The sequence below is a fragment of the Rhodococcus sp. NPDC060090 genome, assembly GCF_042729855.1.
Taxonomy (GTDB): Bacteria; Actinomycetota; Actinomycetes; order Mycobacteriales; family Mycobacteriaceae; genus Rhodococcus.
This window is the reverse complement of record NZ_JBHWXB010000024.1, coordinates 18,307-31,377: the sequence shown is the minus strand read 5'-3', so window position 1 is coordinate 31,377 and position 13,071 is coordinate 18,307. Positions and strand designations below refer to the sequence as shown.

Annotated in this window: 11 protein-coding genes; 3 read left to right on the top strand and 8 right to left on the bottom strand. The window is 64.6% G+C overall.

The window, feature by feature from the left end; translation table 11 throughout:
* Positions 1-121 precede the first annotated feature (121 nt).
* A complete protein-coding gene (locus tag ACFWCF_RS24545) occupies positions 122-520 on the top strand; it encodes a hypothetical protein (RefSeq protein WP_378567246.1) in 399 nt (132 codons plus the stop codon).
* A gap of 39 nt (positions 521-559) precedes the next feature.
* Here the strand turns inward: ACFWCF_RS24545 and ACFWCF_RS24540 are convergent, their stop codons facing one another.
* The gene (locus tag ACFWCF_RS24540) at positions 560-3,004 is read right to left on the bottom strand and encodes a LuxR C-terminal-related transcriptional regulator (RefSeq protein WP_378567243.1); all 2,445 of its coding nucleotides are present in this window, start codon (positions 3,002-3,004) and stop codon (positions 560-562) included.
* A 401-nt stretch (positions 3,005-3,405) separates the two neighbouring features.
* Here ACFWCF_RS24540 and ACFWCF_RS24535 point away from each other — a divergent pair, with 401 nt between their 5' ends.
* Positions 3,406-4,371 (top strand): TIGR00341 family protein, encoded by a 966-nt coding sequence (locus ACFWCF_RS24535; protein ID WP_378567240.1) that lies wholly within the window; start codon positions 3,406-3,408, stop codon positions 4,369-4,371.
* A gap of 63 nt (positions 4,372-4,434) precedes the next feature.
* On the opposite strand, the gene ACFWCF_RS24530 is transcribed toward ACFWCF_RS24535, so the two are convergent.
* Positions 4,435-5,748 (bottom strand): bifunctional o-acetylhomoserine/o-acetylserine sulfhydrylase, encoded by a 1,314-nt coding sequence (locus ACFWCF_RS24530; protein ID WP_378567237.1) that lies wholly within the window; start codon positions 5,746-5,748, stop codon positions 4,435-4,437.
* Between the two features lie 409 nt (positions 5,749-6,157).
* Here ACFWCF_RS24530 and ACFWCF_RS24525 point away from each other — a divergent pair, with 409 nt between their 5' ends.
* Positions 6,158-6,970, top strand: a complete 813-nt coding sequence (locus ACFWCF_RS24525; RefSeq protein ID WP_378567234.1) for an IclR family transcriptional regulator — start codon at positions 6,158-6,160, stop codon at positions 6,968-6,970.
* Here ACFWCF_RS24525 and ACFWCF_RS24520 read toward each other — a convergent pair.
* The 6 genes from ACFWCF_RS24520 to ACFWCF_RS24495 form a co-directional block, all read right to left on the bottom strand.
* The gene (locus tag ACFWCF_RS24520) at positions 6,949-7,611 is read right to left on the bottom strand and encodes a TetR/AcrR family transcriptional regulator (RefSeq protein WP_378488545.1); all 663 of its coding nucleotides are present in this window, start codon (positions 7,609-7,611) and stop codon (positions 6,949-6,951) included. The two genes, ACFWCF_RS24525 and ACFWCF_RS24520, sit on opposite strands and share 22 nt — an antisense overlap.
* Before the next feature lie 29 nt (positions 7,612-7,640).
* Positions 7,641-8,789, bottom strand: a complete 1,149-nt coding sequence (locus ACFWCF_RS24515; protein WP_378567231.1) for an acyl-CoA dehydrogenase family protein — start codon at positions 8,787-8,789, stop codon at positions 7,641-7,643.
* Complete coding sequence (locus tag ACFWCF_RS24510; RefSeq protein WP_378567228.1) at positions 8,786-10,456, bottom strand: class I adenylate-forming enzyme family protein; 1,671 nt, start codon at positions 10,454-10,456, stop codon at positions 8,786-8,788. The genes ACFWCF_RS24515 and ACFWCF_RS24510 overlap by 4 nt, the downstream gene beginning before the upstream one ends.
* A gap of 33 nt (positions 10,457-10,489) precedes the next feature.
* Entirely contained in the window at positions 10,490-11,221 is a 732-nt protein-coding gene (locus tag ACFWCF_RS24505; protein ID WP_378567225.1) for an SDR family NAD(P)-dependent oxidoreductase, read from the bottom strand.
* Positions 11,222-11,252: 31 nt separating this feature from the next.
* Positions 11,253-12,047, bottom strand: coding sequence for an enoyl-CoA hydratase-related protein (locus ACFWCF_RS24500; RefSeq protein WP_378567222.1), 795 nt, complete (start codon positions 12,045-12,047; stop codon positions 11,253-11,255).
* A gap of 185 nt (positions 12,048-12,232) precedes the next feature.
* Positions 12,233-13,009 carry an SDR family oxidoreductase gene (locus ACFWCF_RS24495; protein ID WP_378567219.1) on the bottom strand — a complete coding sequence of 259 codons (777 nt, stop codon included), beginning with the start codon at positions 13,007-13,009 and terminating at the stop codon, positions 12,233-12,235.
* Between the last annotated feature and the right edge of the window lie 62 nt (positions 13,010-13,071).

Sequence of the window (13,071 nt, the reverse complement as noted above, 5' to 3'; positions counted from 1 at the left end):
CGTACATGGTGAACATCGGGAGTTCACCTGTGACGGGCGATGCGAGGTTCCTGGGCCATTGCGTGCAATGGGGTGCATCGGGCCGTGCTCAGGTCCGAATCACACATGAAGGGAATCCGATATGTCTTCGCACGGTGGAGGCGTCAAACAAGGTTTTGCGGCAGGCACATCGATCACGGCTGCGCTCCTCCTGCTCGTCGTCGGCGTGGTGTCGATCCTGCAGGGGATCTCTGCCATCGCCACCGACGAACTGTTCGTGGTGGGCGCCGAGTACATTTTCGAGTTGAATACGACGGCGTGGGGCTGGATCCATCTGATCATCGGTGTTCTCGTGGTGATCACGGCGTTTGCGCTGATGTCGGGGGCGACATGGGGACGCTTCACCGCGATCGTCCTGGCCTGCCTGTCGATCATCGTCAATTTCCTGTGGCTGCCGTACTACCCGATGTGGTCGATCCTGATCATCGCTCTGGACATCGTCGTGATCTGGGCAGTATCGACGTGGGATCCTGACCGCTGATCTTCTGTCCGATCTCTCGAGCCGACCGGTCCTGCTGTACTACAGCAGACCGGTCAGCCGAGCGGCTGTGATCGCTTCCCCCCGGGACGATACGCCCAGCTTCCCGTATACACCTCGGAGATGTGTCTTGATCGTGTTGACCGAAAGCGCGAGCGCGTGCGCAATCTCCTGGGTTGTCTGCGGAGAGGGCAACTGTTTGAGCACACGTGCCTCGGCGGGCGTGAGGACGACGTTCGTCGAGGCATGGGGTGCGTCGGGGTGCGTCCGGATGGTCTCGGCGAATCGATCGAGCCGGCCGAACCGGCCACTGTAGGTGTCGAGCAGTGCCACCGCGCCGACGATAGTGAGGAACGGCCGGACCAGGCGCTCGGGTTCGGCGAGGCTGAGTGCGGTCTCGAGATCGTCGTACGCCCCGAACTCGCGGTTGGAGGCTGCACGAATGACCGCTCGCAGTACATGAGCTTCGACCTCGGAAACCCCGTGGTCGAGCCGATGGTCCAGGACGGAGTCCAGAAGTTCCCGGGCACGCGCCGAGCGTCCGCGAGCGTGTTCGACCGTTGCTGCGGCGAGGTCGAAGTGAGGGTGCCGGCCCAGAACTCTTGTTGCTTTTTCAATGATTCGCTGGGCGTGGTCGAGTTCGTGGACGGCTACCAGTGCATGAGTTGCGAACGGAATGATCGGCGCCGACCTGGCGCCCATCCGAGAGTCGGTCAGTGCGGTCAGGACCACGTCGGCGATCTCGCGGGCAGCTGTGATCTTGTCGGTGGCCTGGCGGAAGGCAAGGAGTTGCGACATCGTGTAGCTGTTCCAGCCGGCGAGAGGCGACGACAGTCCATCGATCCCGATGGACATTGCGAGTGGCCGATCGATTCCTTCCGGCGGTCGTGTTCCGCAAAGAAAATGGTGGTAGTGGCACATCACCGCGCACCGGTCGGCATCTCCCGACTCGGACAGGCCGACACTTCGCGCATATTCGACACCGATGAGGGCGCGCGCGCCCATCGACGTCAGGTGTCCGTGAGCCCCTTCGTTCAGCGCGAGCAGCATCAGGGCTTCCAGATGGGGACGAATGCTGCCGGTGTGCTCGGCCATGCTCACCGCTGCGCGGAGACGATCATTCGTGCCTCGATCTCCGGTCGCCATTGCGCACTTCGCCTGCTGGACCGCGACATACGACTCGATATCGCGATGGTCTCCGGGTGCTGCCGGTACGGAGACGTCGACCTCGTCTCCGAGTGCGCTGCAGATGTCGATTTCGACGGCGTGATGGAAGCGATCGAACATTTCTGCGGGGCATATGGACGACGAACGGGCGGATGTGGCGCGGAGAAATGCATCGGCTTCGACCGGAACGCCGAGAGCCAGGGCATGCACGCTTCGCAGGAGATGGACGAACGGGTCGTCGGCAATGTCGGAGGGCGCGGAATCGAGGACCTTCAGAAAAGCGGCACCGTGTGGACCGAACACTGCATTCGGGCCCAGGTCGAGGATGCATTTCGACAACGCATAGCGATCTTGCGCAGCAGTGAGATATCGGATGGCCTGGACCGGGTCGCCGAGTCTCGAATACCAGCCACCGACCCTCAATTCGAGCCTGCGCACTCCGTCGCGACCGAGAGCCCGGTCGAGTTCGGCTTTGAGATGAGAACGCATGAGCGGGTGGTAACTGTAGATTTCCGATCCGGCGATTCCGGTGTGGGATATCGGAAAGTACGCGGCGAGGATCTCCGCGAGTATTCGCTCCGCTTCGGGTCCTGCGAGTTCGCCGGCGAGATCCACATCGAATGAATCGGGAACAGCTGTTCGCATCAGGAACTCACGCTGCTCCGCGCTGATGCTGTCGAGGAGTTCTCCCACAAGGAAATCGGATATCGCCGAGTGATCCGATGCGGTGGCCGACGCCAGGATCTCTCTGTTGTCGCCGCGCGCCGACAACAGGAGCGCGATGAACCGGACCATAGCGGCCCACCCGCCGGTGAGTGCCACGATAGCGTCGAGTTCGTCGTCGGTGACAAGGACATCGCCTGCGGCGAGGACTCGGCCGGTCTCGTCCCGGTCGAACGCCAGGTCGGCGTCGTCGAGTCGTACCAGCCTTCCGGTCAGGTCCAGCTGGTGCCACGGAATCGGCGGGGGAAATCTGGATGTCAGCACCACGGTGACGTGGTCGGGAAGTATTTCGAGTAGATGCGCCAACCCGGACAGCGTCAGCGGGTCGTGGATGACATGAACGTTGTCGAGGACGAGCACGGCGGGACCATCGATCGTGCCGAGCCACTGCGCGAATATCTCTGCCCGCGCCCTCGGTGCTTGCTCGCCGTGGCGGGGCGGTGAATCGTCGAACGACCGATGTAGCTCATCCCAGAATGCTCGGGGATTGTTGTGTTCCTCGGAGAGTTTTGCCCACGCCACCTGGGTCTGCGACGCAGGCAGATGTGAGCAGCGCAGCCATTCGGTCACCGCCACCGTCTTGCCGGTACCGGCCATGCCGCACACGAGCGCGACACTCCCACCCACCTTCCGGGCGCGCTCGAATCGAGTACACAATCCGTGCCGATGGACCGGCTCGGTTGCAAGCCGGGGAATCGATCGAATGCCTCGGTCGGTGGTTCTCGTAGAACTGTCGTCACTGGGTATGAGCAGCACCGCGGCTCCGTTCACGAAACTGTCAGATGTGTTCTCCTCGGTTCTGTCCCCGGTGCTGAATTTATCGCAGTCGAGCGCATCGCGGGGGACGAACGACATGAGCGCGCGTTGTCACAACGGCGACGTTTCATCCTCGCGGGGTGAGCTGACAGGGTAATGCCCTCACTACCGTTGGGGTGCCGAGCTGTCGTAAGGCACTGAATACCTGGTGAATTCGTCATCTACCGGATTGGGGCGCGGCCGTGGATGTGTTGGTTCCGGACAGTCAGCGGCGAACACTCGACGAACTCGTCGACCGTCTCGATCTCAGTACGGGGGAGTCTGCATCGAAACGCTCGGCCTTCTGGATCATGCTGACGTTGTCCGCGGTGATCGCCGCGTCGGGTGTGGCGGGTGATTCGACTGCAACGGTGATCGGCGCCATGATCGTCGCGCCGCTGTCGGTTCCCATTCTCGGTGTCGGACTGGGGATTGCGACCGGACGTGGAAAGCTGATCGTCCGGAGCCTGCTCCTGGTCCTCGTGGGCATCGTGCTGGTGGTGGCGATCGGCTTCGTCGTCTCGCAGTTGCTCCCCAATCCGACGAATGTGCTCACGAATTCACAGGTGGTCGGGCGCACTTCGCCGAAGCTGATGGATCTCACTGCCGCGTTGGCGACCGGGTTGGTGGGGGTCATCGCCATGACCCGGCGCGACGTCGGAGATGTACTTCCCGGCGTGGCCATTGCGATCTCACTGGTGCCGCCGCTGGTGGTGGTCGGTGTGTGCTTCGGCTCGGGAGCACCCGGCCTCGCGCTCGGCGCATTCGTGCTGTTCGCGTCCAACATGGTGGCGATGATCGTGACCGCGACGGTGGTGCTCGTCGTCGTGGGGTACGCGCGTGAGGCCGGGGCCGGTGAAGCACGACGCGGTCGGGCGTACGCCGTCCTCGCCACCGCGCTGATCATCGTGGCCATTCCGATGGTGGTGAACTCGTTGTCGTCGCTGTGGGCAGGCCAGATCGCTGATGCCACCGCGATCTGGCTCGGGGACGAGTCGAGTTCCCAGGTCACCGACGTGTCCCTGCAGCAGAATACGGCGACGATTCACGTCCTGACACCTGATGGGCTGCCGCCGGTGGACGAACTCCAGAAGGCGGTGGACGATCTCGTTCCGTGGCACCCGGAGGTCGTCGTGGTCCATACGGTCGGTGGCCGCGTGACCGAGTGACGAGCAAGGCAGGGGAGGGCCGCGATGCGTTCCCTTCCCCCGCCTGCGTCGACCCCTGTGAGATCAGCTTCCGGCAGCCTCGAGGCCGGTGGTGATATCGGCGAGGATGTCGTCGATGTGCTCGATACCGACGGCGAGGCGGACGAGTCCCGGAGTGACGCCGGCCGCGAGCTGCTCCTCGGCGGAGAGCTGGGAATGGGTGGTGGACGCGGGGTGGATGACCAGGGAGCGCACATCACCGATGTTGGCGACGTGGCTGTGCAGGGTCAGCGCGTTGACGAACTTCTTACCGGCATCGATGCCACCTGCGAGTTCGAACACCACGATCGCACCGGCACCCTTGGGCGTGAGCTCCTGTGCGCGGTCGAACCACGGCGACGACTTCAGCCCGGGGTAGGCGACGGAGGTGATCTCGGCCCGCTGTTCGAGGAACTCCGCAACCTTCTGGGTGTTGGCGACGTGACGTTCCATGCGCAGACTCAGGGTTTCGAGCCCCTGCGAGATGAGGAACGCATTGAACGGGGACACCGCGGAGCCGAGATCGCGCAGGAGCTGGACACGCGCCTTGAGCGCGAACGCGGGTGCGCCGAGGTCGGCGTAGACGACACCGTGGTAGCTGGGGTCGGGAGTGGTGAACCCGGCATGGCGTCCCTGCGTCCAGTCGAAGGTGCCGCCGTCGACGATGACGCCTGCGATGGCCGTGCCGTGACCACCGAGGTACTTGGTGGCCGAGTGCACGACGATGTCGGCGCCGTGCTCGAGCGGGCGGACCAGGAACGGGGTGGCCACCGTGTTGTCGACGATCAGCGGCAGCGCGTTGTCATGCGCGACACCGGAGACTCCGGAGATGTCGAGGATGTGGTTCTTCGGGTTCGCGATGGTCTCGGCGAAGAACGCCCGAGTATTGGGCCGGACGGCCGCGCGCCACTGTTCGAGATCGTCGGGATCCTCGACGAAGGTGGTTTCGATGCCGAGCTTGGTGAGTGTGTAGTGCAGCAAGTTGTAGGTGCCGCCGTACAGGTAGGGGCTCGCGACGATGTGATCGCCGGACTGGGCGACGTTGAGGATCGCGAGGGTCTCGGCGGCCTGACCGGAGGAGAGCAGCAATGCCGCGACGCCACCTTCGAGGGCAGCGATGCGCTGTTCGACCGCATCCTGGGTCGGATTCATGATGCGGGTGTAGATGTTTCCGGTTTCGGCGAGTCCGAACAGCGCGGCTGCGTGGTCGGTGTTGTCGAAGGTGTAGCTGGTGGTCTGGTAGATCGGGAGGGCCCGCGCTTTGGTGTCGCCTCCGGCAGGCTGGCCTACGTGGATCTGCTTCGTCTCGAAGTTCCAGTCGGCGGTCGGGTCGACGGCGTCGGGCGTGGTGTCACTCATGGGTTCGGACTCCGGATTGCTCGGATGATTCAGGGGCGTGCCGACCTTGCGGTCCGTGACCCGCGCAGCGAACGTTGCGCCGACGGAGTCGGGGGACCGGGGCTACGGGTGCGGGCGGTCAGCGGGCCTGGCACCCGCAGATACACAGTTTTCGGGCACGAGAATGCGCCGTCGGATGTCCCGGCGAATGTTCGTACGTCCTGCTCACGATCGTGACGATAGTCGCAATCGATGATCTCTACCAGTGCACGGGGAAATGCCTCCATGACGCGCCGATGTTTTTGCATCCGTAGCGCACATACACTCTGTGTGCTGTACTTCTCGGGGGGATGCGCATACTGCTACCGTGCAGTAATCAATTTCAGTTCTGATCGAGTTCTGCACCCCGACACTAGCGATGGAGGGCACGTTGACAGTCATCGATTCGGAGTTTGCGCAGGCCGACACAACGATGCTGCGCCCGCCGCCGCCCTCGATGGTCGAGCGGATGACCCGCATCCTCGAGGCCTTCGACGCAAGCATCGCCAGGCTCACCCTCGAAGAGGTGACGTTCCGTTCGGGTCTTCCCCGGTCGACCGTGCACCGCATCCTCGACCAGCTGGTCCGACTCGACTGGCTCGAACACGGTGCGCTCGGCTACGGACTCGGATCTCGCGCACTCGGCCTCGGCGGCGACATCGACCGCGACCGTCTCCGCGAATGCGCGGCACCGCACCTCCACGAACTGGCGATGCAGACCGGCGGGGTAGTACACCTCGACGTTCTCGACGGAACGCAGGAATACTGCCTCGACAAGGTCGGTGGCGCAGGCGCAGCGGGGCTACCGACCAGGGTGGGCGGACGCACCGCGGCGTATGCCACCGCGGGCGGCAAAGCCATGCTTGCGACGCTCGACCCCGAACAGGTCGACAGCCTGTACCCCGTTCGACTGGCGCCCTGCACACATCACACGATCACCGACCGGGTGATGCTCCATCAGGAACTCAACCGCGTCCGGAAGCGTCACGGCATCGCATTCGACCGCGAAGAATCGATCGTCGGCATCGGTAGCGTCGGCGCGCCCCTGCGCGGCACCGGCGGAATCGTCGCGAGTGTGTCGCTGGCCGGCGGCGTGCGCGCGATCCAGCTCGAATGGATGGCACCGCTGGTGGCCGACTTCGCCCGGAAGATCTCGAGCGCGCTCGCGTGCGGAGACGAGGATCAGCGGACCAGGTGGGCGTAATCGTCGCGACGCTCGGCAGGCAGGATCGTATTGAGCACGAAACGGATCTGCAGGCGGATGTACTCGTCCAGTGAGTAGAGGGCACCGAAGTGCCAGTGCTTGAGCGCCCACCCGTGTGCGAGAAGCAGTAGGTCGAACACCATGAGATCGACGTCGACGTCGTTCATGATGCCCGTGGCGATGCCGTCTTCGAGGACTTCCCGCAGTGGTGCCGACGTCGACACCTCGAGTTCCTTGATGCGGTCGCGGCCGGCGCGATCGAGTGTGCGGCTCTCCCGATAGGTCAACGTCACGGCATCGATGTTCTCGTCGACGATCTCGATGTACCGCCGCATGCCGGCAACGAGGCGATCGACGGGATCGTCACCCGCGGTGTCCATCGCGGGTGCCAGCTGGTCGCGGAACGATTCCAGGATGCTGACGATCGTCGCGAGGAGGACGTCCTCCTTGCCGCCGAAGTACTTGTAGATCAGGCCCACGCTGACACCCGCCTCGTCGGCGAGTGCCTGCATGGACATCTGATGGAACCCGGTCCGCTGCATGACCGTCGCGGCGGCGCGAAGGACCTGACGCCGCCGCGAATCCGTCCGTACTGCCCGCACCGCGTCGTGGACGGACAGTTCGTCCTGGTCGTTGGTCATGTCCTGCTCCTATCGCGCTGCCGTTCTCGTCAGATCCCGAGATCCTTGGCGATGATCGTCTTCATGATCTCGGTGGTACCGCCGTAGATCGTCTGGATGCGGGCATCGACGAATGCCCGCGACACGGCGTATTCACGCATGTAACCGTAGCCGCCGTGCAACTGCAGGCATCGGTCGGCGACGCGCACCTGCAGTTCGGTGGTCCACCACTTCAACCGTGCGGCGCGGGCGGCGGTGAGCTTGCCGTCGACATGCTCGGCGATGCAGTCGTCGAGGAACGTGCGAGCGAGGTCGAGTTCGGTGGACAGTTCGGCGAGGACGAACTGGGTGTTCTGGAAGCCGGACACCGGTTTACCGAAGGCCTTGCGTTCCCGGACGTAGGCGAGCGTCGTCTCGAAGACGCCTTCGGCCGCAGCCACCGCTCCCACCGCCAGCGACAACCGTTCCTGGGGAAGGTTGTGCACGAGCTGGTAGAAACCCTGCCCCTCCTCACCCAGACGATTCGCGACGGGCACGCGCATATCGGTGAACGTCAGCTCGCTGGTGTCCTGCGCATGCAGACCGATCTTCTCCAGGTTCCGGCCACGGGAGAAGCCGGGAGTGTCGGCCTCGACGACCAGCAACGTCAGGCCCTTGTGCGGGTCGTCGGAGGTGCGGGTCGCGACGACGAACAGGTCGCCGTTCTGTCCATTGGAGATGAACGTCTTCGATCCGTCGACGACGTAATGATCACCGTCGCGCACCGCCGACGTGCGGATGCCCGTCAGGTCGCTCCCGGTCCCCGGTTCGGTCATCGCAATGCCGAGGACTGTCTCACCACTGACGACGCCGGGTAGCCAACGCGCTTTCTGCTCGTCGGTGGTCATGTCGGTGAGATAGGGCAGCACCACGTCGTTCTGCAGCGAGAACGCAATACCGGCGGCGGCATGCCCGGCTCGGTTGACCTCGTCGATCAGGATGGCGTTGTAGCGGAAGTCGTCGACGCCGGGCCCGCCGTACTCGTCGGCGACCGAGAAGCCGAGCAGCCCGAGTTTTCCTGCTTCGGTGAACAGAGAGCGATCGAGGCAGCTCGCACGCTCCCAGTCTTCGTGGACAGGTGTGATCTTCTCGCGGACAAAACCTCGCGCGACGTCGCGGAACTGGAGATGTTCGGATTCGTGGATCAGCGCTGCGTTCATCGGGTCACCCCGGAAGCGGTAGGGGTAGTGAACCGGCCGTCGGTGAATTCGGCCGCTGCTGCGGCGGTCGCCTTGTAGTGCAGCTTCTTTCCCGTTGCGGAGACGGGCAGTGATTCGACGAACCGATATGCTCGCGGTCGTTTGAACGAGGACAGCAGGTGGTGTGCTCGGCAGTGCTCGTCGAGAGCGTCGACGGACAGGCCGGGGTCGGACACGACGATGTAAGCGACGACGATGCGTCCCCACCGGTCGTCCGGCACACCGACCACCAGGGAATCCTGCACTCCGGGATGCTGGTTGAGCGCTTCCTCGACCTGAACGGGGTGCACGTTCTCGCCGCCGGAGACGAGCATGTCGTCCTTGCGGCCGACGATGGTGACGAACTCACCGGCATCCCACGTCGCGAGGTCTCCGATGTGCAGCCAGCCGTTCCGGAACTTGGCCTTCTCCTGATCGGGTGAGTCGAAGTAGGCGTTGGAGCACTTCGGCGACCGGACGATGACCTCGCCGACGTCCTCTCCGTCGCGTGCGACCACGTCGTCGGGATCGGCGAGGCGGTCCGGATACAGGTGCACGACTCGAACATCGTCGTCGGTGCAGGCGCGTCCTGCGGTTCCGGCGTGATCGGGCAGGTCGGCCGGACGCAGGAAAGTGTTCCAGAATCCCTCGGTGCTCCCGTAGCCGTTGAAGATCCGCGGGTTGAGCACGTCCTGGTAGCGGAGCGCGGCTTCGCGCTCGAGAGGTGCACCCATCGTGACGATGCCCCGGAGCGTCGATAAGTCACGGGGACGCTGTTCCTGCGCGGTGGCGAGCATCGCGAGGTTGGTGGGTGCGCCGATCAGGAAGGTCAGGCCGAGTTCCTCGACGAGGTCGAGGACGCGATCGGGATCGAAGGTGCGCAGTGGCACCACCTGCCCGCCGATGTAGAACGTCGGGTTCGGTCCGCCGGAGTACAGCCCTCCGCGGTGGAACCACGGGGTCATGTTGAGCGTCTTGTCTTCGGGACCGAGCGGGAAGTGCATGATCACGTCGTGTGCGCTGAGGATCTCGATCATGCTGTTGAGCGGCACACCCTTGGGCATACCGGTGGTGCCGGACGTGTACAGGCGGGTGGTTTCGTCCCAGACGGTCCGGTGGAGCGGCGGCAATGCCACCCGGTCGGCCGGAAGATCGCGATAGCGGATCACGGTGGCTCCCGGGACGCCGAGGGGCTCCCCGTCGCCGACTGTGATCACCACCTCGGGTGTGTGCGACGAGTGTTCCAATGCTTCTCGAACATTCGACGTGAGTTCGGTGTCGTAGACGAAGACCTTGGGCGTGCTCGTGTCGAGCACGAACGCGGTCTCACCCCCGGCCAATCGAAAGTTGACCGGTGAGCCGACGGCGCCTATGGCCTGTGTCGCGAGGTACAGCTCGGCGAACGCGATTCCGTTGAACAGCTGATAGGCGACGACGTCTCCGCTCCGGACGCCTGCGTCGGCGAGGCCGGTCGCGATCCGATCGACTCGTTCGCCGAGCTGCTTGTACGTCAACTGCTGCCCGGTGTCGGGGTCGGTGATGGCGACCCGGTGCGCGTAACGCCCGGTGTTGCGCCGGAATCCGTTGAGATACGTGAAGTCGTTCTCGAAGTACTCCCGGTAGGCCCGGGCGTTGTACGACGCGGTCATGGTGTTCGTCCGTCCTGTCCTGGTGAGGGCCACTCAGCCGGCCATGGTGAGGCCGCCGCTGACGCTGATCACCTGTCCGGTGATGAACGATGCGGAATCGGAAGCGAAGAACAGCACCGGAGCGGCAACCTCGTCGGGGCGGGCGAGCCGCCGGAACGGGATGGCCTTGATCAGTGCCGCCTTGAGCTTCTCGTCCTGTGACTGGAACAGCGGTGTGTCGGTGGGGCCGGGGCACACACAGTTGACGTTGATGCTGTGCCGGGCCATTTCTCGCGCAAGCGATTTGGTGAGCGCGATGACGCCGCCCTTGGCCCCGGCGTAGATGGATTCACCCGAGCTGCCGACGCGGCCTGCGTCGCTGGCGAGGTTGATGACCCGCCCGCCGTTGCCCGCCTCGATGATCCCGGGCAGGAATGCGCTGCAGATGTTCACCGGACCGAGGTAGTTGATCGCGACTACTTTCTGTGCGAATTCCGGAGTCGCATTGAGGAACTGGTCTGTTCGGTCCCATCCCGCAGCGTTGACGAGGATGTCGGGGACGCCGACCTGCGCGTGGGTGTACTCGCGGAGCGCGTCGACCTGGGCGCGGTCGGAGATGTCGACGGGCAGCGCGGTGATCAGCTCCGGATTCTCCTTCGCGGTGGCCTCGGCGGCCGCGAGGTCGAGATCGGCGGCGATCACCTTGTCGCCTTGCGCCGCGAAGGCCAGCGCGATGGATTTGCCGATGCCGGAACCGGCTCCCGTGACGAGTGCGATGTTGCTCATGTGGATTGTCCTCTTGGCGTGGAAGATGCGGTCAGGCCTTGACGTACTTCGCGAAATCGGCGGGGCGCTTCTCGGCGAACGCCTTCGCCCCTTCGAGGCCTTCGTCGGACTTGCCGAACAGGTCGAGTGCGGACATCGCGAGGTTGCTCAGGCCGGCCTGGTGGTCGGTGTCGGCGTTGAACGACTGCTTGAGGAAGCGGATCGCAGTGGGGCTCTTCTCGGCGATCTCGGCGACGACGGCCTTGGCCTCGTCGAGCAGCTTATCCTGGGGGACAACCCAGTTCACGAGTCCCCAACGCTCGGCCGTGGGGGCGTCGTACTGGCGGCACAGGTACCAGATCTCGCGGGCGCGCTTCTCGCCGACGATGCGGGCGAGGAAGGCGGAACCGAAACCAGCGTCGAACGATCCGACACGGGGCCCGGCCTGGCCGAACTTCGCGTTCTCGGAGGCGATGGTGAGATCGCACAGAACGTGCAGGACATGCCCGCCGCCCACGGCGATTCCGTTCACGGCAGCGATGACCGGCTTGGGAACGTCGCGGATCAGCTTGTGGAGGTTGCCGATCTCGAACATGCCGCTCTCGGTGGGGCCGTAGTCGCCGGTCTCTGCACGCTGCTTGACGTCGCCGCCGGTGCAGAACGCCTTCTCTCCGGCGCCGGTGAGGATGATCGCCGAGACGCGGGTGTCGGCCCAGGCGGAGCGGAACGCCTTGATCAGTTCTTCGACGGTCTTGCCGCGAAAGGCGTTGTAGCGCTCGGGGCGATTGATGGTGATGATCGCGGCGGGGCCGTCGATTTCGTAGGTGATGTCGTCGAAGTCGGTCATCGTGACTCCCTGGTCGAGGTGAGAGAATGAATGCTCATTCACTGACTATGAAGCTACATTCACCCACGCGGAGTGTCAAGGGTCACAGCTGCGGCGGGCGTAGTGTGTGCAGCCGAAAACGCCCCGGGCTGCAGGAGCGCCCGGGGCGGGGAGTATCGAGGCGGAAGTGTCCGCCCGCGGAGTTGTTACCGCGAATTGAGCGCCATGAAGCGCGCGGGCACCTCACCGCCGCCGTGGACGGCGAGATCGGCACCGTTGACGTAGGACGCAAGCGGCCCGGCCAGGTACAGGCACGCGCCCGCGATATCGGAGGGAACGGCCATCCGCTGCATGGGCAGGGTTTTCGTCACCGCCGCACCACCGTCGTCACCGTAGACGTGGGCCGCCGCCTCGGTACGGATCAGCCCGGTGGTGATGTGATTGACCCGCACTTTCGGAGCCCATTCGAGCGCAAGGGCCTTAGTGAGCGCCAGCAGACCGGCCTTGGCTGCGGTGTATGCGGCGGTACCGGGTTGAGGATCGTGCGCGGAGACGCTGCCGATGTTGATGATCGAGCCGCCGGTGGGCTGTGTGCTCATCACCCTGTTCGCGGCCTGCGCCGCATAGAAGGGCGCAGAAAGATTGAGCGAGATGATCCGATCGAAGAATCGTGTCGAGACCGTCGCGGCGTCCGCGTCGGGGGAGCCCCCCGCATTGTTCACGAGAACATCGAGGCGACCGAATTCGGCGGCCGCGGCATCGACGACGGCCGCAGCCTGGTCCGCGTCGCGGATGTCGGCGGAGACGAACGAAGCCGTACGACCGCCCGCTGCCGGGAGGGTCTCGGGCTCGGACCGCCCGCACACGAGAACGTCGGCGCCCGCAGCGAGGAACGTCTCGGCGATGACGAAGCCGATGCCCTTCGTGCCGCCGGTGACGACGACTGCGTGTCCGGTGAAGTCGGCCGGGTTCGAGATGCTCATGGAAGCGGAGGGTAACGGCGCGGCCGATCGCCCGGTCGCGCCGTTCCGCTCAGTGGGTGGTG